Source organism: Psychromonas ingrahamii 37 (assembly GCF_000015285.1).
Lineage (GTDB): Bacteria > Pseudomonadota > Gammaproteobacteria > Enterobacterales > Psychromonadaceae > Psychromonas > Psychromonas ingrahamii.
In genome coordinates, this window is record NC_008709.1 from 1,497,853 (window position 1) to 1,523,958 (window position 26,106).

General features: G+C 39.3%; 17 protein-coding genes. 4 read left to right on the forward strand and 13 right to left on the reverse strand.

Annotated features, from left to right (window positions below; all coding sequences use genetic code 11):
• Window positions 1-259 precede the first annotated feature (259 nt).
• From PING_RS06370 to PING_RS06380, 3 genes are all read left to right on the forward strand, one after another.
• A complete protein-coding gene (locus PING_RS06370; RefSeq protein ID WP_011769597.1) occupies window positions 260-3,064 on the forward strand; it encodes an EAL domain-containing protein in 2,805 nt (934 codons plus the stop codon).
• Between the two features lie 841 nt (window positions 3,065-3,905).
• Complete coding sequence (locus PING_RS06375; protein WP_011769598.1) at window positions 3,906-6,704, forward strand: EAL domain-containing protein; 2,799 nt, start codon at window positions 3,906-3,908, stop codon at window positions 6,702-6,704.
• Window positions 6,705-7,508: 804 nt separating this feature from the next.
• The gene (locus tag PING_RS06380) at window positions 7,509-10,304 is read left to right on the forward strand and encodes an EAL domain-containing protein (RefSeq protein ID WP_011769599.1); all 2,796 of its coding nucleotides are present in this window, start codon (window positions 7,509-7,511) and stop codon (window positions 10,302-10,304) included.
• Between the two features lie 397 nt (window positions 10,305-10,701).
• Here PING_RS06380 and PING_RS19395 read toward each other — a convergent pair whose 3' ends face one another.
• The 13 genes from PING_RS19395 to PING_RS06445 form a co-directional block, all read right to left on the reverse strand.
• Complete coding sequence (locus tag PING_RS19395; protein ID WP_011769600.1) at window positions 10,702-11,625, reverse strand: sensor domain-containing diguanylate cyclase; 924 nt, start codon at window positions 11,623-11,625, stop codon at window positions 10,702-10,704.
• Between the two features lie 425 nt (window positions 11,626-12,050).
• Entirely contained in the window at window positions 12,051-12,539 is a 489-nt protein-coding gene (locus PING_RS06390; protein WP_011769601.1) for a DUF523 domain-containing protein, read from the reverse strand.
• 395 nt (window positions 12,540-12,934) lie between these two features.
• The gene (gene hypD / locus PING_RS06395; protein WP_011769602.1) at window positions 12,935-14,053 is read right to left on the reverse strand and encodes a hydrogenase formation protein HypD; all 1,119 of its coding nucleotides are present in this window, start codon (window positions 14,051-14,053) and stop codon (window positions 12,935-12,937) included.
• A gap of 7 nt (window positions 14,054-14,060) precedes the next feature.
• A complete protein-coding gene (locus tag PING_RS19400) occupies window positions 14,061-14,921 on the reverse strand; it encodes an enoyl-CoA hydratase/isomerase family protein (protein ID WP_011769603.1) in 861 nt (286 codons plus the stop codon).
• A gap of 1 nt (window position 14,922) precedes the next feature.
• Window positions 14,923-15,777 (reverse strand): formyltransferase family protein, encoded by an 855-nt coding sequence (locus PING_RS06405; RefSeq protein ID WP_011769604.1) that lies wholly within the window; start codon window positions 15,775-15,777, stop codon window positions 14,923-14,925.
• A complete protein-coding gene (hypE, locus tag PING_RS06410) occupies window positions 15,777-16,787 on the reverse strand; it encodes a hydrogenase expression/formation protein HypE (RefSeq protein WP_011769605.1) in 1,011 nt (336 codons plus the stop codon). Before hypE ends, PING_RS06405 begins: the two co-directional genes overlap by 1 nt.
• A 37-nt stretch (window positions 16,788-16,824) precedes the next feature.
• Window positions 16,825-17,058: a HypC/HybG/HupF family hydrogenase formation chaperone gene (locus tag PING_RS06415; protein ID WP_041766074.1), complete on the reverse strand. Its 234-nt coding sequence runs from the start codon at window positions 17,056-17,058 to the stop codon at window positions 16,825-16,827.
• Between the two features lie 26 nt (window positions 17,059-17,084).
• Window positions 17,085-17,879 (reverse strand): hydrogenase nickel incorporation protein HypB, encoded by a 795-nt coding sequence (gene hypB, locus PING_RS06420; RefSeq protein ID WP_011769607.1) that lies wholly within the window; start codon window positions 17,877-17,879, stop codon window positions 17,085-17,087.
• A complete protein-coding gene (gene hypA / locus PING_RS06425) occupies window positions 17,880-18,224 on the reverse strand; it encodes a hydrogenase maturation nickel metallochaperone HypA (RefSeq protein ID WP_011769608.1) in 345 nt (114 codons plus the stop codon).
• The gene (locus PING_RS06430) at window positions 18,217-18,753 is read right to left on the reverse strand and encodes a hydrogenase maturation protease (protein WP_011769609.1); all 537 of its coding nucleotides are present in this window, start codon (window positions 18,751-18,753) and stop codon (window positions 18,217-18,219) included. Before PING_RS06430 ends, hypA begins: the two co-directional genes overlap by 8 nt.
• A 158-nt stretch (window positions 18,754-18,911) precedes the next feature.
• A complete protein-coding gene (locus PING_RS06435; protein ID WP_041766077.1) occupies window positions 18,912-20,399 on the reverse strand; it encodes a Ni/Fe hydrogenase subunit alpha in 1,488 nt (495 codons plus the stop codon).
• 25 nt (window positions 20,400-20,424) lie between these two features.
• Window positions 20,425-21,720, reverse strand: a complete 1,296-nt coding sequence (locus PING_RS20885; protein ID WP_198134745.1) for an NADH-quinone oxidoreductase subunit B family protein — start codon at window positions 21,718-21,720, stop codon at window positions 20,425-20,427.
• A 14-nt stretch (window positions 21,721-21,734) separates the two neighbouring features.
• On the reverse strand, window positions 21,735-23,501 hold the full coding sequence (locus PING_RS06445; protein ID WP_011769612.1) for an NAD(P)H-dependent oxidoreductase subunit E: 1,767 nt from the start codon (window positions 23,499-23,501) through the stop codon (window positions 21,735-21,737).
• A 271-nt stretch (window positions 23,502-23,772) separates the two neighbouring features.
• On the opposite strand from PING_RS06445, the gene hypF reads away from it, so the two are divergent.
• On the forward strand, window positions 23,773-26,061 hold the full coding sequence (hypF, locus tag PING_RS06450) for a carbamoyltransferase HypF (RefSeq protein WP_011769613.1): 2,289 nt from the start codon (window positions 23,773-23,775) through the stop codon (window positions 26,059-26,061).
• Window positions 26,062-26,106 lie beyond the last annotated feature (45 nt).

The window sequence follows — 26,106 nt, forward strand, 5'->3', positions numbered from 1 at the left end:
AAGTGACAATCAAATTTAAGACGTGATAGATATCTGATTTTACTCATTGTGATCCATTTTTTAGGCATGAGATTCTCATTTCTGTACCTTTTAAATATATAAATGATAGTATTTAATTGATTTAAAAGATTTAAAAGATTTAAAAGATTTAAAAGGTAAAATCACTCCACTTTAAACTGGAATCAATGATCGTATCAGACCGAAGCATGCAATGTTAAATAAATTTAATATAGCACTGCAATAAGAAGGCGTGTGCTAAATGAAGTTAATAAACTGCCAGTTTAGAACAAAAAATGATTTAGAACTTTTTATAGATCAAAATATTAACGATGCTAATATTTCTATTTTAATTCAAGTTTTTAGTGGTGATTTGAATATTGCTCATGTTCAGCAAGTGTTAGATACTTTAAAGTTCAAACTTCCACATGCAACGATCATTGGTTGCTCAACGGCTGGCGAGATAGCTTCTGGCGCCATGAAAAAGAATACTATTCAAATTTCTTTCTCTCTTTTTGAAAAAACCAATCTTCAACTCTTTTATTACCCTCAAACAAATTTTACAACGGGTGAGAAAGCTTCATGTGATGTTATTTCCCAAAATACAAAAGCCGTTATTGCTTTTAATGAGGCCTTTAAAGGGGATGCTGAACTTTTTTTCGAAGGGTTTTCATCTAAAAAACAAAATGCCCCCATCTCCGGCGGAAACGCTGGCGATAATCTTTTATATGGGAAAACTTTTGTTATCTATGACGATAAAATTTATTTTGAGGGCATCGTCCTTTGTGCGTTGAATAGCGATAGCTTACATGCACACACAAATCATTCCTTCAGCAGTGCTTCTATCGGCACAGAAATGATTGTTACTAAGGCTGTGGATAATGTGATCTATGAAATAGATTACACGCCTGTCGATAAAATTTATAGATATTATCTGGGGGATAATATTCTACAACATTTTCCAATGAGTGTTGTTGAATTTCCATTGGTAAAAATAGAGGGAGAAATGACTGTTGCCAGATCAGCCGCTAGAATAAATGAAGACGGTGGATTTTTATATATAGGTCATTTTGAAAATGGCGATAAAGTGAAATTTGCAATAACAAACAGTGTAGAGACATTCTCAAAATCAGATGATTTATATACAAAAATAATGTCTAATCCCGTTGAAGCTACCTATGTTTATTCCTGTGCAGGCAGAAAAAGATTCCCAACAAAATGTCTGAATTATGAACTTGGGCTGATTGAAAAAGTCGCCCCTTCGAGTGGTTTTTTCAGCTATGGAGAGTTTTTTTATTCAAAAACAAAAAATCACCTTTTAACGCTCACTACAACGACGCTGAGTTTGTCTGAAACAGACATTATTCAAAGCCCAGATGAAATTCCAAAAAGGATAAACGGCCATTCTATATTAAACCCACTGATACACTTAGTTAATGTCTCAGATACGAACTTAAATCAGTATAAACAACTTTTAGATAAGAGTTCTATTGTCTCAAAAGCAGACATTCAAGGTGTTATCATTTATGTTAATGATAATTTTTGTAAAATTTCAGGCTACTCTCGAGAAGAATTGATTGGAAAAAACCACAGTATAGTAAGGCATCCGGATAACAGTAATAGCATATTTAAAAATATGTGGACGACTATCACTGCTAAAAAAGTCTGGAAAGGCACGCTAAAAAACCGTGCAAAAGACGGCTCCACCTACTATGTAAAGACCTTAATAATGCCTATTCTAGATGACCAGGGACATATTGTAAGTTATATAGCGGCAAGAACCGATGTGACAGAACTAATAAAAAAAGACGAAATTATTAAACAACAAAATGAAGATAAGCTAACCGGTTTAAAAAATAGAAGTGCACTGATAGACAAACTGAAAGACATTAAGAGAGAAGATGCGACGCTTATTCTTATGAATATAGATAGATTTTCTGATATTAATGATTATTACGGTTATGAGAAAGGTGATAAAACCTTGGAACATTTTGCCTCTGTTCTTAAAGGTAAATATGTTGAATTTTCCAGAATAAGCAGTGACGTCTCTAGCGTCAGTTGTGATATTTTTAGAATAAGTGGTGATGAGTTTGCAATACTTTGCGAGCACTCATTAGATAAAAAAATAAAAGAGATGATAGCAGGGTTGATTATGAGCCTGGAGAATGAAGTATATGAAATATTAGATGATAAAATCACCTTGCTTTTATCGTGTGGAGTGGCTAATGGTGCTAAAAATGAAATATATAATCTTGCCCATATTGCTTTAAAAGAAAATAAAAAAGATAATAATACAGTTACTTTTTTTAATGATAATATGAATTTATACAACAAAATAGCAGAAAATATAAAAGTGATAGCAAGCATAAAAGAGGGAATACTTAACGATAAATTTGTGCCCTTTTATCAAGGTATAGTTAATAATAAAACCAAAAAAATAACTAAATATGAGTGTCTGATACGCTTAAAAGAAGAAAATGGTAAGGTGCTGACGCCGTATTTTTTTCTGGAACATGCTAAAAAAGCGAAGCTTTATTATAAACTTACGATGATTATGATCAGGAAATCATTTGAAAAGTTTGCAGGCAATAACTCTGATTTTTCTATCAACTTTACACTTCAAGATATTCAATCCGAGACCGTTGTAAGCATGTTGATGGATTATCTTGAGCGGTATCAATGTGGAAACAGATTAATTATAGAAATAGTCGAGTCTGAAGGAATTGAAAATTTTAATGAACTGTCAGATTTCATAAAACAGATTAAAAAATACGGTTGTAAAGTGGCAATAGATGATTTCGGATCAGGCTATTCTAACTTTCATTATTTATCAAAATTAGATGTGGACTATATAAAAATAGATGGCTCTTTAATAAAAAATATAGATAATGACCCCTCTCAACTTGCAACCGTTGAGAGTATTTTACTTTTTGCTAAAAAGATGAATATAAAAACGATTGCTGAATTTGTTGAGACAAAAAACATTTATGATATTTTAAATGATTTAGGCGTTGATTTTTCCCAAGGATACTATTTTTCTAAACCACAGGAAGAAATAGAAAAATAAAGACTCTTTCCCAATAAACATTGCTTTGAACGGTGCGAACTGCAGCTCTCTTGGTTACATTTTAATACGCTTATGCGCCTCCTAGAGAGTGATATTTCATAGGACAGCTCCACGCACAATGGAATGTCAATCGTGCTAATATTTTTTTGCGGCAAGACTGTGCGACGTTTTTCTGTTAGCGGGTTTCAATCGTGTTCTCCGTGAAATAGCCGCTGGATTAATACAATGTCAGCCCTATAAATCTTCTTTCTGAAGCCAAACGCAGCTGTATAATTACCGCTGCAGCCCAATTTTATCCAAAGATTGGCTGTCCTATCCTTCCGTCTATTTTTCCCTACCCGGAACAAAGTTGAATGGTCGCACCTAACCAAACACTTTCTTGTATTTTTGTCTAAGAAAAAACGTATGATAAAACTTGATTTATTGATGCGAAGGGCAGAGCTGGAAATCAGGTTTTTAATTTTTATGAACAGCAATAATGAAGGGCTGCATTAATTGCTGTTATAATGGCTACCTTTAGAATTGATCGCGCATTCCAGCTGTTAAAGCAGTTGTATTGAGTGACAATGAAATGAAAGAAATAATAACTCTCTCATTTCCTATTTTTGTCATTACATTGTCTTTTCTGTATATTAAATAGACATAAAAAAGAGCATTTAATTGATTTAAAAGATAAAAATAAGTTATTCTGGTGTTAGGTTAAAAGCTATTGTATAAGAGTCAAATGGTTAATCAGTTTAAGCGGCGATTGGTTAAGCTGGGAATAGATATTTGAATAAGCCCTAAACATGCATGTTAAATAAATTTTAATACAATAGAGTAATAAAAAGGTGTGTGCTCGATGAAGTTAATAAACTACCAGTTTAAAACAAAAAATGATTTAGAACTTTTTATAGATGAAAATATCAAAAAGACTCATCTTTCTATTTTAATTCAAGTTTTTAGCGGTGATTTAAATATTGACAATATCCTGCAAGTTTTAGATATTTTAAAGTCCAAACTCCCACATGCAGCCATCATTGGTTGCTCAACGGCTGGCGAGATTGTTTCTGGCGCCATGAAAAATAATACTCTTCAAATTTCTTTCTCTCTTTTTGAAAAAACCAATCTCCAACTTTTTTATTACCCTCAAACAAACTTTGAAGATGGAGAGAAAGCTTCAAGTGAAATAGTGTCTCAAAATACAAAAGCTGTTATCGCTTTTAGTGAAGCATTTAAAGGTGATTCTGAACTTTTTTTAGAAGGGTTCTCATCTAAAAAACAACATATCCCTATCTCTGGCGGAAATGCCGGTGATAATCTTTTATATAAAAAAACCTTTATTATCTATGACAATAAGATTTATTTTGAGGGCATCGTCCTGTGTGCACTGAATAGCGACAGCTTATGTGTACACTCAAATTATTCCTTCAGCAGTGTGTCTATTGGTACAGAAATGATTGTCACTAAGGCTGTGGATAATGTGATCTATGAGATAGATCACACGCCGGTCAAGAAAATTTACCAATACTATTTGGGAGAGCATATTCTAGAAAATTTTCCAGTCAGTGTTCTCGAATTTCCATTGGTAAAAATAGAGGAGGAAATGAGTGTTGCCAGAATAGCCATGAGCATGACGGAAGAGGGTGGATTTATCTATCTAGGTCATTTTAAAAATGGCGATAAGGTGAAATTTGCCATAACAAACAATGCAGAAATATCTTCAAAATCATATGATTTATATAAGAATATTATTTGTAATCCAGTTGAAGCTACTTATATTTATTCATGTTCTGCTAGGAAACAATTCCCCAAAAAATGTTTGAATTATGAACTTCGATTGATTGAAAAAATAGCCCCTTCAGTTGGCTTTTTCAGCTATGGAGAGTTTTTTCATTCAAAAATAAAAAATCAACTTTTAACTGTCACTACAACGACCCTGAGTTTGTCTGAAGCAGATATTATACAAAGCACAGATGAGGTGCTAGAAAGCATGCGCAGCACTAATATGCTGAGTTCATTGGTACACTTAGTTAATGTCTCAGATGAGAACTTAAATCAATATAAAGAGCTTTTAGATAAGAGTTCTATTGTGTCAAAAGCCGATACTCGAGGGGACATCATTTATGTTAATGATGAGTTTTGTACTATTTCGGGCTACTCTCGAGAAGAATTGCTTGGCAATAATCACAGTATCGTTAGGCATCCGGATAACAGTAATGCCATATTTAAAAACATGTGGACGACTATTACGGCTAAAAAAGTCTGGAAAGGCACGCTAAAAAATCGTGCAAAAGATGGCTCCACCTACTATGTAAAGACCTTAATTATGCCTATTCTAGATGACTCGGGACAGATTATAAGTTATATAGCGGCAAGAACGGACGTAACAGAACTAATAGAAAAAGACAAAATTATTAGACAACAGTATAAAGATAAGTTGACCGGGTTACAAAATAGAAATGCACTGATAGATAAACTAAAAAAAATCAAGAATGAAGATGCGACGCTTATTCTTATTAATATAGATAGATTTTCTGATATTAATGATTATTACGGCTATGAAAAAGGTGATAAAACCTTGGGACTCTTTGCATCTGTTCTTAAAAATAAATATTCTGAATTCTTTAAAATAAACGGAGAAATCGTTAAAATAAGGGGCGAAATATTTAGAATAAGCGGTGATGAGTTTGCAATACTTTGCGAACATTCATTAGATAAAGAAACAAAAGAGATGATAGCAGGCTTGATTATTGATCTGGAGAATGAAGTCTATGAAATACTGGACGATAATATTACCTTGCTTTTATCTTGCGGAGTGGCCAGTGGCGCGAAAAATGAAATATATAATCTTGCCCATATTGCCTTAAAAGAAAATAAAAAAGATAATAATATAGTTACTTTTTTTAATGATAATATGAACTTATATAGAAAAATTGCAGATAATATAAAAATAATAGCAAGCATAAAAGAGGGAATACTTAACGATAAATTTGTGCCCTTTTATCAAGGCATAGTTAATAATAAAACCAAAAAAATAACTAAATATGAGTGTCTGATACGCTTAAAAGAAGAAAATGGCAAGGTTCTGGCGCCGTACTTTTTTCTGGAACATGCTAAAAAAGCGAAGCTTTATTATAAGCTTACGATGATTATGATCAGGAAATCATTTGAAAAGTTTGCAGGCAATAACTATGATTTTTCTATCAACTTTACACTTCAAGATATTCAATCCGTGACCGTTGTAAGCATGCTGATGGATTATCTTGAGCAATATCAATGCGGAAACAGATTAATTATAGAAATAGTCGAGTCTGAAGGAATTGAAAATTTTAATGAACTGTCAGATTTTATAAAACAGATTAAAAAATACGGTTGTAAAGTGGCAATAGATGATTTTGGATCAGGCTATTCTAACTTTCATTATTTATCAAAATTAGATGTGGACTATATAAAAATAGATGGCTCTTTAATAAAAAATATAGATAATGACCCCTCTCAACTTGCAACCGTTGAGAGTATTTTACTTTTTGCTAAAAAGATGAATATAAAAACGATTGCCGAATTTGTAGAGACAGAAAATATTTATGATATTTTAAATGATTTAGGCGTTGATTTTTCCCAAGGGTACTATTTTTCTAAACCACAAGAAAGCATCTAGGAAGAATAAACAAACCTTATACAGCAGTCTGCAATCCAGTCGCTCAATACCCATGACGGTGCGAATCTTTCAGAAATAGGGTCTCAATGGCGCTGCATTAAGCTATATTTTCTAACTATAAGGGATAAATTCTTTAGAATTTAGGGAGAGCAACCGGATAAAATTATATAATAAACTCTCTGCAAAAAACACAATTCCCCTGACTACCTGAACAGTTTTAACACTCAGCTCTCTGTGAAAGCATCAAAAAACGTATTACTTTCAAGGAAGGGGGATTTTCTTAATTCACTAAAATCTTGACCTATTTTTACAATCATTAAAAAGTGACTTCACATTATCGGGGAGCATTTTTAGCCCTCTCTCTCTCATGCTTGTAATGCTTATCAAGCCAGCGCTTATTTTTGACCCTTCATTTATCCATGTTGTTAATAAATTTATCATTGATCAGTTGCCCCAAAATATCAGTAAATCAACGGGCTCTTTTTACCGCAGTGATAAAACCACCTGTTGAACTTATTGAAGAATTAGCTCGTCATACAGGCAGTGTTATTAATGACAAAAATTAAAATAAAGACGTGATAGATCTCTTATTTTATGTCATAAAGACCCTTTTGTTCGTAATGAAATAGCCTCTTCTGTATTTTAAAGGGTCAGAAATGATACTATTAAATTGATTTAAAATAGATAATCTCGTGGTTAGGTCAAAAGTGATTGTATAAGAGCGAAACAGGTGTTCGAATAAGTCCGCAACATCCAATGTTAAATAAATTTGAATACAATACGGTTATAGAAGGCCTGTGCTAAATGAAGTTAATAAACTACCAATTTAGAACTAAAGATGATTTAGAACTTTTTATAGATGAAAATATTAAAGAGCCTGATTTCTCTATTTTAATTCAAATTTTTAGTGGTGATTTGAATATTGAACATGTCCAGCAAGTTTTAGATAGTTTAACGTCCAAACTCCCACATGCAGCGATCATTGGTTGTTCAACGGCTGGCGAGATTGTTTCTGGTGCTGTGAAAGAAAACACTATCCAAATTTCTTTCTCAATTTTTAAAAAAACAGCTCTCCAACTCTTTTATTACCCTAAAACAAACTTTAAAGCCGGTGAGAAAGCTTCAGATGAAGTGGTTTCTCAAAATACAAAAGCTGTTATCGCTTTTAGTGAGCCATTCAAAGGTAATTCTGAACTTTTTTTAGAAGGGTTTTCATCTAAAAAACCAAACATTCCCATAGCTGGCGGAAACGGAGGCGATAATTATTTATTTGAGAAAACCTTTATTATCCGTGGTGATAAAATTTATTTTGAAGGCATCGTCCTGTGTTCGCTGAACAGTGATAGCTTATATGCTCATACAAATTATTCTTTAAGCAATGTTTCTATTGGTACAGAAATGATTATCACCAAGGCCGTGGATAATGTGATCTATGAGATAGATCACACACCTGTGAAAAACATTTACCAATACTATCTGGGAGAGACTATTTCAAACAATTTCCCAGCCAGTGCCATGGAATTTCCATTGCAAAAAATAGAAGAGGAAATGAGTGTTGCCATGACATCTGTTGGCATGACGGAAGAGGGGGGATTTATCTATGTAGGTCATTTTAAAAATGGCGATAAAGTCAAATTTTCTATAACAAACACCGGAAAAATATTCTCAAAAGCATATGAATTATATAACAGTATGATTTGTCATCCAGTTGAAGCTACTTATGTTTATTCTGGTGCGACAAGAAAAACATTTCCAAAAAAATGTTTGGATTATGAACTTGGATTGATTGAAAAAGTGGCCCCTTCGAGTGGTTTTTTTTGCTATGGAGAGTTTTTTCATTCAAAAATAAAAAGTCAACTTTTAACAGCCGCTGCAACGACGCTGAGTTTGTCTGAAACAGGCATTATGCAAAGCCTCAATGAGATTCCAAAAACAATAAATAACAGCACTAAGCTAAACTCATTGATACACTTAGTTAATGTCTCAGATAAGAACTTAAATCAATATAAACAACTTTTAGATAAGAGTTCTATTGTGTCAAAAACAGACATTCGAGGGGTTATAATTTACGTTAATGATAAATTTTGTGAAGTTTCAGGCTACGCTAGAGAAGAATTGATTGGAAAGAAACACAGTATAGTGAGGGACCCCGATAGTAGTCGGGCTATATTTAAAAATATGTGGAAGACTATTGCCGCTAAAAAAGTCTGGAAAGGCACGCTAAAAAACCGTGCAAAAGACCGCTCCACTTACTATGTAAAGACCTTTATTATGCCTATTCTAGATGACGATGGACAGATTATAAGTTATATAGCGTCAAGAACCGACGTAACAGAACTAATAGAAAAAGACAAAATTATTAAACAACAATATAAAGACAGGTTAACCGGATTACAAAATAGAAATGCACTGATAGATAAAATAAAAAAAATAAAGAGTGAACATGCGACGCTTATTCTCATTAATATAGATAGATTTTCTGATATTAATGATTATTATGGCTATGAAAAAGGTGATAAAACCTTGGAACATTTCGCCTCTGTTCTTAAAAGTAAATGCTTTGAGGTCTTTAGAATAAGTGGTGATGAGTTTGCTCTACTTTGCGAATATCCATTAGATCAAAAGAAAAAAAATACGATAGCAGAGTTTATTACTGGGCTTGAGAATGAAGTGTATAATATATTGGCCGATAAAATCACCTTACTTTTATCTTGCGGAGTGGCTCATGGCGCGAAAAATGAAATATATAATCTTGCCCATGTTGCTTTAAAAGAAAATAAAAAAGATAACAATATAGTTACTTTTTTCAATGATAATATATATTTACACAATAAAATAGCCGAAAATATAAAAGTGATAGCAGGGATAAAAGAGGGAATACTCAATGATAAATTTGTACCTTTTTATCAAGGCATCGTCGATAATAAAACGCTAAAAATAACTAAATATGAGTGTCTTATTCGCTTAAAAGAAGACAATGGTAAGGTCTTAGCGCCGTATCTTTTTTTGGAACATGCTAAAAAAGCGAAGCTTTATTATAAGCTTACGATGATTATGATCAGAAAATCATTTGAAAAATTTGCAGATAATAATTATGATTTTTCTATCAATTTCACACTTCAAGATATTCAGTCAGTGAAAGTTGTAAGCATGTTGATGGATTATCTTGAACTATATCAATGCGGTAGTCGATTAATTATAGAAATAGTAGAGTCTGAAGGAATAGAAAATTTTGATGAAGTGTTGGTTTTTATAAAAAAAATTAAAAAACAGGGTTGTAAAGTGGCAATAGATGATTTTGGTTCAGGCTATTCTAACTTTAATTATTTATCAAAATTAGATGTGGACTATATAAAGATAGATGGCTCTTTAATCCAAAATATAGACAATGACCCCGCGCAACTTGCAACCGTTGAAAGTATTTTACACTTTGCTAAAAAGGTGAATATAAAAACGATTGCCGAATTTGTGGAGACAGAAAATATTTATGATATTTTAAATGATTTAGGCGTTGACTATTCTCAAGGGTATTATTTTTCTAAACCACAAAAAGGATTGGAGGAGAATAAAACTCCTTTGCCAAAAAAAATGTTGGTTTGAACGGATGCGAGCTGCCCAGCTCTCTTGGCTACATTTTGATGCGTTTATGCGACCCCTAGAGAGTGAAATAATCTCGACTTTGGCTTTTGCGTGATAGTTGAGAACGGATACGCTCGTTCATCACTTCGATTGAGCAGAGCGACCTTTTATAGGATAGGTCCCCGCAACCTGGGATATTATTCGCACTGATATTTTTTGCGGCAAGACTGTGCGACGTTTTTCTGTGAACAGGTTCCAATAGTATTTTCCATAAAATAGCCGCTGGATTAATACAATGTCAGCATCCATAAATATTCTTTCTGAAGCGTAATCCAGCTCTACAATTACTGTTGCAGCTACCAATTTTAGCCAAAGATTAGCTGTTCTATTTTTTCGACTGTTTTTTTATCTAAACATTTCAGGTTCTACATAACGCGACAGATAGACATGAAACCTGATTGCGGCCTTTGTGCTTTGCATGATACATCGCATGATCCGCATCTCGTTGAATATCCACGATCGCTTTGTGATGTATCAATTTTGATGCAACCCCAATGCTGGCTGTAATACCTATATTTTTATCTGTGCCGACTGGGTGGAGCAACTGCTCGATATTGGAACGCAATTTTTCCGCAAAAATCATCGCGCCTGACATGCCTGTTTCTGGTAGAAAGAGAGAAAACTCTTCACCACCAACTCTACCGATAAGGTCACTGTCTCTGCAAGTTTCTAATATGCAGGCTGAGACCGCCTTGAGAAGGAGATCGCCGACATGGTGTCCGTGTGTGTCATTAATTTTTTTAAAGTGGTCAAGATCAACAAAAAGAACCGAGAATGGTTTATTGTGGCGAAGTGCGATGCTCATCATTCGCTCACAGACTTCATAATAAGCGCGGGCATTTAATAAATTGGTTAAGGAGTCATGATCTGCCAACAATTTTAATTGTTTGTTAGCTTCGGCAAGCTGTCGTTCAATCTTTTTTTGTTTAGTGATATCGGTCAAAGCAGCCATTACACCAACAGCTAATCCATCATTGTCACGAACGGGTTTAACTGATGTGTAGCATATTTTGTCCCCTATTTTTAATTCTCGATTAGGCACATCTAATCCTGCATCGAACATACGAAACTCATATTTTATATTCTCTGCGGCTTCTTTACTTACCTCTTCAACTTTGCGTCCAATGAGGTCACTTAGATTCTGTCCACTTAGCAATGCCATTTTATGGTTGACCAGGAGCAAACGGCCTTCTCTGTCGGTTAAAGCCATTGCAACAGGCATAGATTCGAAAAGGGTTTCCATATCGATATTACCTTGCAGTAGGTCCAGTTTTTTAATCATACATTACCCTTAAGAATCATCTTTATATACAGCTTTAGTCTCCTTGTTTCTTTTCAAATTTATCAGTTTAAGATTTGCTCTCCTGATTTTATTTATTTGAATTAAAGCAAGGAGATTAATTATAACAGAACCGGCTACTGTAGAGCTTTCTTGATCCTGCACTTGGGATGCTCGTCATGATTATTTCCTGATATATCATATAAAAATCATTATGAAATCAATTGTTTGTATTCAAAGGTTAACTGCTAGCTAATGGCAAGGGGGTTTTCGCGAAGGTTGGCTGTAGGGAATACACTTCCGCTTAGCCGATTAGGCTTGATTTTTATATAACCACTCCGGGTACAGTGGGATGCCATACTCAAAGGACGCTCAGTATTTTAAATATTTTTTAGTCAAAACCGCAATGCATCCAGCGTGTTGACTTGTCAGCTCTCTTTATTCAATTCTAGTTGTAGCAGATGGACTTGATGCTGGCTGTAAACTTGTACATTATGTTCCTTAAGCAGTGAAGTAGTAACGCCATTGCCCACTTTTTTCTTAGCAGAAAAATGACCATTATAAATGCTGTTACTGCCACATGAAGGACTGTATTCAGTTAATACCGCAAACGCTATGTTCTCCCGCTGACATTTTTCGAGAGCCAATTGTGCCCCAAGCACAAATTGACTGGTCAAATCTGAACCATCATTACCCAGTACCTTGGCGTTACCCGACAATACATTTTGTCCAACCCCGCATTGAATTTCTGCTGGAACTCTTGGAATGGGTAAACCTGCAGAGACTTCAGGACAAAATGAAATTATTTGATGATGTTTGATGAGCCAGTCAAAGTCGTTATTTGAAGGTTTTAAATCACTGCCGTTATAGCGTACTTTGCATCCAAGCAAGCATGCACTCACCAAAATTTTCGCCATATACTTCGTCCTTTACTTTATAGAAATAGCCAACTGTATTTTGTCCTATTGAGGTGCTTATTACAGCTTTTTTTAAAAGCAGTTGATTTGCAATATTTTCTAACTCATTACAAATACAATCGAATTTGGGGACATTCAAAGTTTTGATAAATAAACCTGCCAATTAGGCTCGGTACTGTGAGTTATGCGGCTGCGTGTGACGAAAAAAACGCTATTTACCTTATTTTTTTGCTTTTGATAAGAATATCTTCTTATTGACCAGAACAGTACTGCGAAATTGTGTTTTGGTTGCTTATCATTACCTGTCGACAGAGTGAAATTATCCTCAAATAAACTTATAATAAAAGTCTGCAAACAAGCCCGATAGATTATGCGAAGTTTAAAAATCAGCGCTGTTACAGAGAGTCTATTTTGATTTCAGAATAGCTATAGCGTACATGGCAGGTACCTTCGGGGGAAACCATGCACGGACCGAAGGGTTTGCTCGGGGTGCAGGCTTTTTTAAATAATTTACAATCCTGAGGCTCTACCTCGCCGAGCATTACTCTATGACAGAGACAGCTCGGATGATGGGCTTGCGGCGAATAGGGCGGTTTACAGGCAAGCTGTTTCCTGGCGTCAAGAAAGGCGTATTTATCTTTAAGCACGTAGGCAGAATCTTCCACTTTGTCTATTCCGCGCCACACGCCGGGTATAAGATCAAACACTTCCTTAAGACATTGTTGCGCTTTCAGATTGCCCTCATTTTTAATCACTCTGCTGTAGCAGTTAATCACTTGATGCTGATCGTTTTTGATAAGTGTTAACAGTTCGCGAATCGCCAGCAGGATATCAACGGGTTCAAAACCTGCCGTGGCACAAGGCAGCTTAAACTCGTCGCGCATAAAATCATAAACCCCCAAGCCGGTAATGGCGGTTGCATGGCCTGCCAGTAGAAATCCCTGCAGGCTGTCATCATGGACCTCCATCAATAATTTCAATACTGGCGGCATATAACGATTGGCTATCAGAAAAAAGAGGTTTTTGGGGACACCCGAGTGGATCAGTCCAGCAATGCCCGCTGCGGTTGTTTCAAAACCGACAGAGAAAAAAACAAAGGTCTGCTGCGGCGAATCTTGGGCAAATTTGATCGCATCAAGGGGGCTATAGACGACTTTTACACTGCCGCCATTGACGCGGGCTTCCTCTAAGGAGCTGTTAGTTGCGGGCACCCGCAGAATATCGCCGAAAGTGAGCAGGGTAACTTTGGGCAGCAGGGCAAGGGTGATTGCTTCATCGATTGACTCTACCGGGCAAACGCAGACCGGGCAACCTGGACCTGCGATAACCTTAATATGTGCGGGTAAAAATTGGCGGATGGCATAGCGGACAATGGCATTTTCATGGCCGCCGCAAATATGCATTATTTTTAGCGGGGCCATTTGCGCAGCGATTAATTTTATCTCCTGCGCCAGTTTATTAACTATCTCCCGATCTTTAAAGGCATCCGGATTGAATTTTTTACTTATTGTCATCTTGTTCTTATTTGTTGTCATCCTGGTCATCCGGTTGCTTGTTATCTCGTTGGTGGTTCTGCCTGATATTGCCTGCAGCGGCGTTTAGAAATAGTGGCTGCGGGTGGCCGTTCTTTTCTACAAAATGGGCTCTTGCCAATTCAAATTCCGGATGATTACAGCAGTCTTTCATCTTTTCTAATTCCAGTTTTACCTGCGTTTCCATCTGTGCAAGTAAGTGATGATTTAGCACGCTTTTAGCTGCCAGCCGGGCATTAATATTAGTTGAGGCTAAATATTCTGCTTTGGCGGTTATATTATCTTGAAAAGCATCTGGTTCACCGCCAATAAGCTGATGAATTAATCCCAGGCGTAAGGCGTCAGTAGCTGAGATTGGGCTGGCCTCATAGAGCAGTTTTTGGGTAAAGCCAACGCCTATAATAGCGGGTAAAAGTACCGACCAATACTCAGAGCCGCACAGCCCTAAATTAGCATAAGATGGATTGAGTACTATGTTTTGCCGGGCATAGCGCAAGTCTGCTGCAATCGCCAGCATCACGCCGCCAGCAGAAGCTGATCCCTGCAGGGCGCTAATCACCAATTTAGTGTCGGCAGTTAAAACAGCATGCACTATTTTGTTTAATGCTTTGAGGTTTTTATAAGTAAGAATAGAGGCATTGTATTGCAGGTGAACGGCATTTAAGTCAATCCCGTTGGAAAAAAAGTCAGGCCCTCCCCAGAGGATAATGACTTTGCAGGCATCATCTTCTTTGGCAAATTCAATGGTCTGTAAAAGCTGCCGGCAATGGCTTAAATCCATCGCGCCGTTATGGATAGGAAATCTAATATGTCCTACTTTATTGTCTGCCTGATAGCTGATTTCCTGCATATTATTTGACTATTACCCTGGTGATTGTGCTAGCTGATTGTGCCAGCAGATCCGCCGGCCTGATTTTAATATTTTCAGTGATGTCAGCCATGCGCGAAATCCACACACAGCCATCCGATGTCCTGACACAGATTTGACCATCCTGCTGAGTGATGATTTCTCCTGGTCGGAAGGCACTTAAATGCGGCGTTGATTCGCCGGTTTGTGCACCGAAAAGTAGGTAGTCATTGTCTTCTATCATTGCGGGGGCGCCGGGCTTACTGTCTCCTGCATGAATTTTTTTAATGATTTCAGCGCTTGGTCGATCCCAGATTATGCGCAGTTGCTGCTGTGTTATTCTTATTCTATAAACGGGCGGGGCAGTTAACAGTGGTTTTTTTTCTGAATAATAACGGCTTAATGCCTGGGGAAGCAGTTGCAGCGCAGTGTCCGATACTTGTTGGCGATAGATACTAGATAAGGAGGCCACCGGCAGTTTGAATTTGGCCTGCGCCCAAACGGGACCTGCATCCCACTGCGCATCGGCTTGAATAATAGTGACTGACCAATGGGTTTTGCCTTCTAAAATAGCCCAGTTTAATACGCTTGGGCCAGCTTCGTCCGCAGGGCCAGGATGAACAATAAAACAAGGGATTGCAGACCAGATTTGATCGGGAATAAAGTCCTCTAAAAAAGGGCAAATTATCAGGTGCGGCTGAAATGCTTTAATAGCGGCTGGATTAATTCTCAGCATTAAATGGCTTTCTTTAAATAAAGAGGAGAAATTAACCCAAAATTTTTGACTTAATCCATTAAAAGTAGAACACAGGAAAAGACATTTTTTATTGGCCAATTTAACTGATAACCCATCCTCCATTAACAGATCCTCGGTAATTGCTCGCCCAGCGGCATATCGACTACTCTTAAACTGCCGATACTGGTTTCAAGGGTCACCTTGCCGATATGTTGATTTAATACTCGACCGATAATGGCACTCTCTCTGCCAAGCGGGTGCTGCTGCATTGCTTTTAATACTTTACCACTGTCAGCTAAGGGCACAATGGTGATCAGTTTACCTTCATTGGCGACAATCAAAGGATCCAGTCCTAAAAGATCGCAGGCGGCGCGCACTGAATCACGCATTGGAATCGCATACTCCTCAAGACGAATTTCCACTTGGCTGGCCTGGGCTATTTCATTCAGGGTGCCGGCAATGCCGCCTCTGGTGGGGTCGCGTAGTACATGAATATTGGCAGAAGCCGCTAATATGCTGGCGACCAGGGTATGCAGAGCGGCCGTGTCGGATTCAATAGTGGTTTCGAACGATAAACCTTCGCGTTGTGACAAAATGGCAATGCCATGGTCACCGATATAACCATTCGTAATAACAACATCGCCAGCCTGTGCGTTTTGCGGCGCTATCTGCTGCTGGTGTTGAATAATTCCTATTCCTGAGGTATTAATAAAAATGCCATCAGCAGCGCCGCGCTCAACTACTTTAGTATCGCCGGTCACTATCTGCACTTGTGCCGCCCGTGCAGCATCAGCCATACTGTTAACTATTTTTTTTAGATGCTTAATAGGCAAGCCTTCTTCGAGAATAAAGGCTGCGGAGAGAAACCGTGGTACTGCACCGCACATGGCAATGTCATTCACCGTGCCGTTAATGGCAAGATCGCCAATACTGCCTCCGGGGAAGAAATACGGATTAACCACAAAGGAATCCGTGGAGAAAGCCAAGCGCTTACTGTCCATTGTTAATAAAGCCCCGTCGTTGGCCTGCTTTAAAATAGGATTGTCAAAGGCCCGAAAAAACAGCTCATTAATAAGTTCATTGGAAAGGCGGCCGCCGCTGCCATGCGCCATTTTAATGCTTGCTGATGCCATAACTGATCCTTATTTTTGTTTTTTATGCCGGCAGGATTTATTCCTGCTGCTGTTCAAATTGTTCAAAAAGCTGCAGGGTTTCTAAGGCCGCCTGTTGATCCAGTTTGCTGATGGCAAATCCGGCATGAACAATCACGTAGTCGTTCACTGCAACTTGATCAATCCATTCAACAACGACCTCTCTTATGATCCCGCTGAAATTAACTTTTGCTGTGATCGGCGAAGCTGATTGATTAATTGAAATAACTTGTCCAGGGATTGCTAGGCACATAGTCTGCTCTCTTATTATCATTTTCTTTAACCTGATTGAAGCTCCGCTTTTCCGGCAATCAACCAATCCTTCAATTGTTCCATATTCTCACCGGAAGTAGCGGAAAGGGGGATGATTTTAATCTCAGGATTAATCTGTTTTGCATAAGCACTGCACTGCTGCAGATCAAAATTAACGTAGGGCAGCAGATCGATTTTGTTAATCACCATCAGATCGGCAGCATGGAAAATTTCCGGGTATTTTAAGGGTTTATCCTCACCTTCGGTGACCGATAAGATAACCACCTTATGCGCTTCTCCTAAATCAAAACCCGCCGGACAAATCAGGTTGCCGACGTTTTCGATAAACAAAAATGCGTTTTTCTGCATACCCAGATGCACTGCCGCATGACCTACCATATGCGCGTCCAAGTGACAGCCTTTGCCAGTATTAACCTGCAGCGCTTGAACCCCGGTTTCTCTGATTCTTGTGGCATCAAGCGAAGTTTGCTGATCCCCCTCAATCACATAAATGCAGTGCTGCTCTTTGATACGTTTAATAATGTCAATTAATAACGTGGTTTTACCTGATCCGGGACTGGAGATAAGATTGATTGAGAAAATCTTATTGGCCAGCCATTGCTCGCGATTAAGCTTGGCGTAATAATTATTTTTAGATAAAATATTTTGTTCAATTTCAATCATCCTGGGAGTACTTGCTGCAGAGGTTAAAATATCTGACGAATGTTGTTCAATATCTTGATGCTGATGGTTATGATGATGGTGATCATGTGGGCCTTCTATAGTCACTTCAGCTTGATTACAACCGCAAACTTTACACATTTAATTCTCCACTTCTAAAGATTTAATCTTCATCTGCTCACCTTCAGTTATGTTAATAAGCAGTTGACCGCAATAGGGGCAGGGTTCATACCAACCTGTGGTCGTTACCTGCAGATGGCAATTTTGGCAAACTCCTTGAGCAAGTTTATCCTCAATCAAGAGTTCTGCGCCTTCAGCCAGGCTGTTTTGCGCAGCCACATCAAAACAAAAAAACAATGCCGATTTCTCTATTCCGGCCAACACACCGATTTCTAATATAATTTTAGTCACCTTTTTAAATTTATGCGTAACGGCATGTTCTTCGAGCAGTTCAATAATGCTTTCTGCAATGGATAATTCATGCATTTTCTTTATCTTTCAGGTTGTGAACTGTTTGCTGCACTAGTTGCTGAAGTAGCAGCTGCGGATTTTGACAGGACAACAGCTTCTTTAAAAATTGCGTGGCGAGTGTGATATTTTCTTGCGCCTGTTTTGATAAGGGGGCGCCGAGTTCAAAAGAGTAGCCGCGAACAGAGAATAGAAAAGCCGGCGGACAGGGTTTATTTTGTGTTTGTGCATAGATTGCCATTAATGCGGCCGGGCTTAATGCATGTGTGGTATAACCGAGCTCATTTTTAGCGCTGACAGGTTGAATCTGAAAGGGGCTTTCTCCTTGATAACTGGCATCAATAAAAACAACGCAGGCATTATCGGTAATATCGCAGACATGCTCTGGCTGCAGCTGAAAATCTTCGACCAGTTGAATATGGCCAAGGTCAAAGCGGCAGATAAACTGCTTAATAAATTCATGCAGCACGGGGCCGATAGCATCATCTCCTCGACTGGGATTACCCCAGGTAAATAAGTTTAAAGCTTGCTGAGCGGTTTTTTCCATTATGTCCTCTTTCAAATAACAGGGTTATCTGTTTTTATTTTAGCTGCATTCTGCTGATTGCATTTATTACACTGGATAAACAGATTTAAAGCTTGCTGACCGAGTTTTTCTATCACGACCTCTTTTCAATAATAAGGGGTCTGTTTTTTATATCACGCTTAGCGGTGTAGAGTGCCATCGATATCCTTAATCAGTTGGCTGATAAGCTCTCCGCTTTGCTGGTGGCGCATTTCAACTTTTAGCGGCATTCTGCCGATCGCGTGCGTTGCACAGGATAAACAGGGATCATAAGCACGAATGGCAACTTCTATATTATTTAACACCTTTTCGCTGATTTCCCGGCCGTTAATTTGCTGAGTGCAAACGATGCGGATAGATTCATTTAATGCGGTATTGTTATGGGTCGTCGCGACGATAAGATTGGCTTTAGTGATCAGATCATCTTCACCCACCTGGTAATGATGAATCAGTGTTCCCCGTGGTGCCTCAACCACGCCTATCCCTTCGCTCTGGCGCTTGCCCTGAACAATAAGATCTTTTCCGGTAATCATGGGATCGAAGAGTAACTGCTTGATTTTTTCGGCAGAAAAAAGCACTTCTATCATGCGCGCCCAATGGTAGGCTAATGTTGAATGCACCGGCTCTTTACCGCCATAGGCGACAAATTCTTGACGCGCCATTTCAGCCAGGGGTGTCGGTATATAATCACAATTATTGACTCGTGCTAATGGGCCTGTACGGTACCAACCTGATTCTTTGCCCATTGTTTTAATAAAAGGAAATTTCATATAGGTCCATGATTTAACTTCTTCCTGAATCAGATTTTGATAATCGCAATAATCCTGTTTATCAAAGAGTAGATTACCGCTGGCATCTTTTAATCTTAATTTACCGTGATAAAGATTAAGCTCACCCTTATCGCCGACTAAGCTTAAATAATTGGACCTTAAACCGGCGAAATTTTTGTGGAAAGGCTCATTAGCGAGATAACAATCTCGGGCTGTTTTAACCGCGCACTCTGCCCATGCGATGATCTGCTCAGTGTCACCAAGAAGATAGTGCTTATCCTCCCGGCTTAAAGGTTTATTCATGCCGCCCGGAATACAACCCGTGCCATGGATGCGCTTACCGCAAATAACCCGGATCACCTCCTGACCATACTTTCTGAGTTTCACTCCCTGAAGCGCGAGCTCCGGGTGTTTTTGAATTACGCCGACGATATTTCTGCCGGCAAGTTCACTTTCAAAACCAAACAGGAAGTCCGGTGAGCAGAGATGAAAAAAGTGCAGCGCATGGGACTGTAAAGTTTGCCCGTAATGCAGTAATAATCTTAATTTATAGGCGGATTCGGTAAGCTCTGTGACGCCACTAATCATATCAATCGCCTTGCCGGCGGCAATATGATGGCTAACCGGGCAGATGCCACAAAGTCGCTGAACCAAAATAGGAATTTCCCAATAAGGACGCCCTTGAATAAAACGTTCAAATCCCCGAAATTCGGCAATATGCAGACGACACTGCTGAATCTGATTATTATCATCAACGAGCAGCGTCACTTTACCGTGTCCCTCTACTCTTGATACAGGTTCAATCACAAATCTTTTCAGGTTTTCGCTGTTTTCTGCTGTGTCTAATGAATGATCCATAGGGTTGTCCATTAATCATTGTCCATCAATCAAAGTGTAATAGGTCATAGGGTAATTCTGGCTCTTTCCCGTCCAGCAAATCATTGAGTATTTTCCAAAAAGCATCAGCAGGAGGCGGGCAACCGGGTAGAAAATAATCAACTTTAATGACTTCATGAATGGGGTAAACTTTTTCAAGCAGATAGGGGAGCTCTTTATCAATAGGGACTTTCGGGTTCACCAGACCAATGCCATTAAGATAAGCTTCATCTAAACAGTCCTTAACATCAATATTATTACGCAGTGAAGGGACGCCACCGTTAATCGCACAAGACCCCACGGCAATAATAATTTTACAGCTTTCTCGAAAATGTCTCAGTACCGCAATATTTTCTGTATTACAGACGGCCCCTTCAATTAACCCCAGATCACAATCCGGCGCGCAGGTTTTTATATCGTTCAAGGGGGAGCGGCTTAGTTCAACCCGCTCAAGCAGCTCGATAAGGCGTTCATCCATATCAAGAAAGGACATATGACAGCCAAAACATCCGGCTAAAGAGCAGGTCGCCAGTTTTAGTTTTTTCTTAGGCTTAACGTCTGGCTGCACTATACTTTTTGCTTTGATCGCACTTTCTGGGCGAAGATTGCCCAGATCCCGAATTGAGTGCTGGTCATAAAGTCGCTGACCAATCGGGGTTTTAAAACCTTCCCCTTTAATGATAATGCAGCCGACCGGACAGATATGAGCTGATTTATCGGTGACCTTCATTGCAGTGTCTTTTAAAAGTCCACTTTTTGAATTAATGGCCAGTCTTTTATTAATGCTGCGCCCGGCAATGGTAAAGATATCTTTGTGATCAACTTCTGTACTGGATCGAATGCACAGCTCACAAAATATACAGCGGTTCAGATCGAGCATCAGATCCGGGTGACTGGCATCGACATTTCTTTGCGCGTTAAACTGCGGAAAATGCAAATCGGTCACCCCTAAATCATAGGCGATGGCCTGTAATTGACAGTTACCACTGCGTTCGCAAAAAGGGCAGTAGTGATTACCTTCGACAAACAGCATTTGTACTAGAGTACGCCTCATGACAGTGAGCTCATGGGTTTCATTGTTGACCTGCATATCCTGCTTTGCCTCTGTGCAGCAGGATGATTTTTTACGGCCGTTAATGTCGCAGGTACAGAGTTTACAACTGCCATTAGGGGGGAATTCCGGATTAAAACATAAATGTGGAATATAAATATTGGCTTTAAGCGCGGCCTGCATAACGGTCTCTCCCGCTATAAAAGGGATCTCCCGGCCATCTATGCTGAAGGTGTTGCTGTGATTGCTCATAACCATTAATAACCCTATGAATTACTCTCTATGGTGACGATATCAATCGCCCGCTGAATTGATTTTTCCACATCAAAGGAAGGCTGATACTCAATATCTGTCATGCGTTTAACAAAATACTCGGGAAATTTTTCTAATGTTTCTAATAGGGGCTCTGCCGCTCTTTGTCCTAATCCGCAATGGCTCATTCCATTCATCACATGGTTAAGCTGCTTGATGCTGTCCAGATCCAGTCTGGCGCCTTGCCCGGTGGCAACTTTATCGGCCAAATCATAGATTAGCTTAGTGCCTACGCGGCAGGGCGTACAGAAGCCGCAGCTTTCCTGCATAAAAAAATGGGTAAAGTTAAGCGCATTTTCAAGGATATCGCGGCTTTGGTTAAACACCATAAAAGAGCCGCCGGTATGGAGATCATCAAATGAAATTACGCGGCTAAATTCAGCTGGGGTAATCAAAGTACCGGAAGGGCCGCCAACCTGCACCGCTTGAACAGATTGTGCGCCGCATAAATTGAGCACATTTTTCACTGGCAGTCCCAAGGGGATCTCGTAAATCCCCGTTTTTTCCACGTCGCCGCTGATGCTTAAAATTTTACAACCAGTAAAGCCGGCAAGCCCTTGAGCAGAAAAATTTTCAGCGCCTTTTTCTATAATAAGCGCGGCATAACAAAAGGTTTCTACATTGTTGACCACTGTTGGTTTATCTAAGTAACCATGCGTCACGGGAAAAGGGGGGCGGATGCGTGGAATGGCACGACGGCCTTCAAGGGATTCGAGCAAAGCCGATTCTTCACCGCAGACATAGGAGCCGGCACCCATAAATATTTCAATATCAAAACTCAGCTCACTGTTTAAAATATGCGCGCCTAATAGGTTGGCAGCGCGGCGTCTCTGTAATGTTTCCAGAAGCTTTTTATAGAGGTGCTGATATTCATAACGCAGATAAATAAACCCTTTTTGAGCGCCAATAACATAGGCACAAAGGGTCATTCCTTCAATTAACAGATCGGCATAACTGTTCAGTAAAACGCGATCTTTAAAAGTACCGGGTTCACCTTCATCGGCATTACATACCACATAACGTTGATTATCGTCGCTTAACAGACAGGACTTCCATTTTTCAGCAGTTTTAAAACCGGCACCACCGCAGCCGCGCAGCCCGGACTTGTCAATTTCGGCAAGGCTGTCGTGAGGCGCTGTTGCCAGTGCTTTTTTAATCGCCTCCCCGGGTCTGCTTTCCGAATTTAATAACACGCCTTTACTTTGGATATTATCAGTTACCTCAAACCATGCCTTTGGCCACCTATCAATGGCAATCTTTCCTTCAATTTTCGTAACAATCTGATCGACTTTTTTCCGGGTCAGGCGGGTCAATGCTAGACCATTAATCAATGCAGCAGGTCCCTGATCACTCATGCCTGTACAGGAAGTGTTAGAGACAGTTACCCGTCCGTCCGCTCTGGGCTGATTTAATTTAACATTGAGTTTTTCACAGAGATAGTTGCTGATTTCATTTTTACCCGACATATGGTCGATGATGCTATCGCTGATGTAGATATCATAATCGCCTCGAGGGTGATAATGGAGAAAGTGATAAAACTCGATAAGCGCCCTGATTTTAGGGATTGATATGCTCAATGTAGTGGCAAGTTGCTGGATCGCCTGCTGGGGAATATGTGAGCAGGAAAATTGAATATGCCGCAGTATTTGTAATATATAAGTAGGGTCGCCCCGATAGACTTTAACTTGTGCCTGAATCAGTGTGGCAAGAGCTTTATTCATTATTAAATGCTCCTAATGAGTGCTCAGCACAGCATGCTTGATTTAACTATTAAGACCTTTTATTGCGGCTTAATGGCGCAGATAATTAACAAGTGTCATTCACTTAAAGATAGACTAAATCCGTTATTTAACTTAATTAAACTGCGCTACAATCATAAGAACAGAATTAAATAATGTTAAGAGCCGCATTAATTAGTCGATAAGTGAATAACTTCCGCTGCTCATTATTTTATTTTCCTCAATATTCTCTAAAATTCAGCAAGGTGTGCCTGTGCAACAGCGATATCAGATAAGTGTTCAGGGCCGGGTGCAAGGGGTCGGTTTCAGGCCTTTTGTAGCAGTGACTGCTGCTAATCTTAATCTGACTGGTTGGGTGCGTAATATCAGGCAGTCGGTATTAATTGAGATACAGGGTGAACCTTTCGAAACACAAAAATTTTTGCAGCAACTGCAGTCAAAAGCGCCGGCACTGGCAAAGATTGAGCAGCTTAATCACCAACAAATAGACAACAACGATCAGACTGGCTTCCATATTTTAGAAAGCAGCGGAAAAAATGAGGGGGTGGTGAGTATTTCGCCGGACATCGGAATTTGTGAACACTGTCAAAAAGAGCTTTTTTACGAGGAGAATAGACGCTATCGCTACCCCTTTATCAGTTGCACCCAATGCGGTCCACGCTACAGTATTCTCCAAAAGTTACCTTTTGATCGCTGTCATACCACCTTAAATGCTTTTCCAATGTGCGAGGATTGTTTAGCCGAGTATAAAAATCTAAAGGACAGGCGTTTTCATGCTCAGGGAATTAACTGCGCAAAATGTGGTCCGCAGGTCAGTTTTATTAATCATAAAGGGGAAAGAATTGCTGAAAAAGAAGCGGCATTAACCCTTGCTATTAATGCTCTGCAGGCGGGTAAAATACTTGCGGTAAAAGGATTAACTGGCTTTCATATTATGGTTGATGCCTGCAATCACCAAGCCGTTTTACGGCTGCGGGCGAGAAAGCAACGTCCTGAAAAACCTTTTGCGCTTATGTACCCACAATTATCTATGGTCAAGTCCGATTGTCTCCTAGGGGAGCAGGAAAAGTTACTGCTCTGCAGTGCGATTGCACCTATTGTACTGCTGGAAAATAAACACAGTAATCTCTCGCTCAGCCCTGCTATTGCGCCGAATAATCCTTATCTTGGTGTTATGTTAGCTTATACCCCATTGCATCAGCTTATCTGCCGGGCGATTAATAAACCGCTGGTGGTGACCAGTGCCAATCGCAGTGGCGAGCCAGTTTGTTGCGATAATGAGCAGGCATTAGAGCAGCTAAGCCAGCTGGTGGATGGATTTGTAATGCACGATCGGGAAATCTACCAGGGATTAGATGATTCCATTGTGAAATTTGTTAACCATGAGCCGATGCTGTTAAGGCGTGCACGGGGATATGTACCTGATTATTTGACCTTGGATACTGAGTACCCCTCGATAGTGGCGCTGGGCGGGCAATTAAAAAACAGCATCGCCATAAGCAAAGGTAAACGGCTTTATTTAAGCCAGTATATTGGCTCACTTGATAATATCGCGTCGGTCAATCGCCATCAAAGAACCCAAAAAATAATGAGCCGTTTAATGGGCGTGACGGCCGATTGTGTTGCCTGTGATCTGCATCCTGATTACGTGACCACGCAATTGGCCAAAAAACAGCATCTGCCTATTATTAGCACGCAGCATCATTTGGCACATCTTTATGCGGCGATGCTCGAGCATCAGATAATTGATCAGGCATTTGCTGTAGTTTGGGATGGCAACGGTTATGGCGAAGATGGCACCTTATGGGGAGGTGAATTTATAGCTGTCACGGCCGATAAGCCGCAAAGAGTGGCTACTTTTTTACCTTTTAAATTGCCCGGTGGGGCGGCTGCGATTAAAGAGCCAAGGCGGGTGGCTGTGGCACTTTTATATGAAGTTTATGGTAAAAAGATTGCCTCGAACGAAGTGCTTAAGTCATTATCCCCCTTTGAATTATCAACCATCAAGCAGCTTTTAAAAATGATCTCTAATAATATCAACAGCCCGTTAACCAGCAGTGCAGGGCGCTTATTTGATGGTATTTCCAGCTTATTGAATTTAGGTCAGATCAGCAGTTTTGAAGGGGAAGCTGCAATGCGCCTGGAATTTGCGGCAAAAACCTCAAAGGACAAGGGCAGCTATCCAGTGCCCGTTGATTTTGCCGTGACCCCTAATATTATCGACTGGCGGCCTATGCTTGCAGCGATCATTACTGATATCGGTAACCATGTTTCATCCGCTATTATTGCCAGGCGTTTTCACAACAGCGCCGCCATTATTATTTTGAAAATAGCACAGCATTATGGCGTTACACAAATATTATTAACCGGGGGATGTTTTCAAAATTCTCTGCTTATTGAAATAACCTTCGCGCTTTTGCAGGAACAGGGAATAGCGGTTTTGTGGCATAAAAAGTTACCTGCTAATGATGCCAGCCTCTGTGTGGGGCAGATAATGGGAGCTTATAAAGCTCGGCATAGCTATTTAAACAAAAAACAGTAGCACTGTTATTACACCTGAAAATGCCATTCAATCGCTTAATTAACC

Bases quoted from the DNA above. Each gene is read 5' to 3' on its own strand.
- PING_RS06370 (WP_011769597.1), top strand. From the start codon at position 260: ATGAAGTTAATAAACTGCCAGTTTAGAACAAAAAATGATTTAGAACTT.
- PING_RS06375 (WP_011769598.1), top strand. From the start codon at position 3,906: ATGAAGTTAATAAACTACCAGTTTAAAACAAAAAATGATTTAGAACTT.
- PING_RS06380 (WP_011769599.1), top strand. From the start codon at position 7,509: ATGAAGTTAATAAACTACCAATTTAGAACTAAAGATGATTTAGAACTT.
- PING_RS19395 (WP_011769600.1), bottom strand. From the start codon at position 11,625: ATGATTAAAAAACTGGACCTACTGCAAGGTAATATCGATATGGAAACC.
- PING_RS06390 (WP_011769601.1), bottom strand. From the start codon at position 12,539: ATGGCGAAAATTTTGGTGAGTGCATGCTTGCTTGGATGCAAAGTACGC.
- hypD (WP_011769602.1), bottom strand. From the start codon at position 14,053: ATGACAATAAGTAAAAAATTCAATCCGGATGCCTTTAAAGATCGGGAG.
- PING_RS19400 (WP_011769603.1), bottom strand. From the start codon at position 14,921: ATGCAGGAAATCAGCTATCAGGCAGACAATAAAGTAGGACATATTAGA.
- PING_RS06405 (WP_011769604.1), bottom strand. From the start codon at position 15,777: ATGGAGGATGGGTTATCAGTTAAATTGGCCAATAAAAAATGTCTTTTC.
- hypE (WP_011769605.1), bottom strand. From the start codon at position 16,787: ATGGCATCAGCAAGCATTAAAATGGCGCATGGCAGCGGCGGCCGCCTT.
- PING_RS06415 (WP_041766074.1), bottom strand. From the start codon at position 17,058: ATGTGCCTAGCAATCCCTGGACAAGTTATTTCAATTAATCAATCAGCT.
- hypB (WP_011769607.1), bottom strand. From the start codon at position 17,879: ATGTGTAAAGTTTGCGGTTGTAATCAAGCTGAAGTGACTATAGAAGGC.
- hypA (WP_011769608.1), bottom strand. From the start codon at position 18,224: ATGCATGAATTATCCATTGCAGAAAGCATTATTGAACTGCTCGAAGAA.
- PING_RS06430 (WP_011769609.1), bottom strand. From the start codon at position 18,753: ATGGAAAAAACCGCTCAGCAAGCTTTAAACTTATTTACCTGGGGTAAT.
- PING_RS06435 (WP_041766077.1), bottom strand. From the start codon at position 20,399: ATGGATCATTCATTAGACACAGCAGAAAACAGCGAAAACCTGAAAAGA.
- PING_RS20885 (WP_198134745.1), bottom strand. From the start codon at position 21,720: ATGAGCAATCACAGCAACACCTTCAGCATAGATGGCCGGGAGATCCCT.
- PING_RS06445 (WP_011769612.1), bottom strand. From the start codon at position 23,501: ATGAATAAAGCTCTTGCCACACTGATTCAGGCACAAGTTAAAGTCTAT.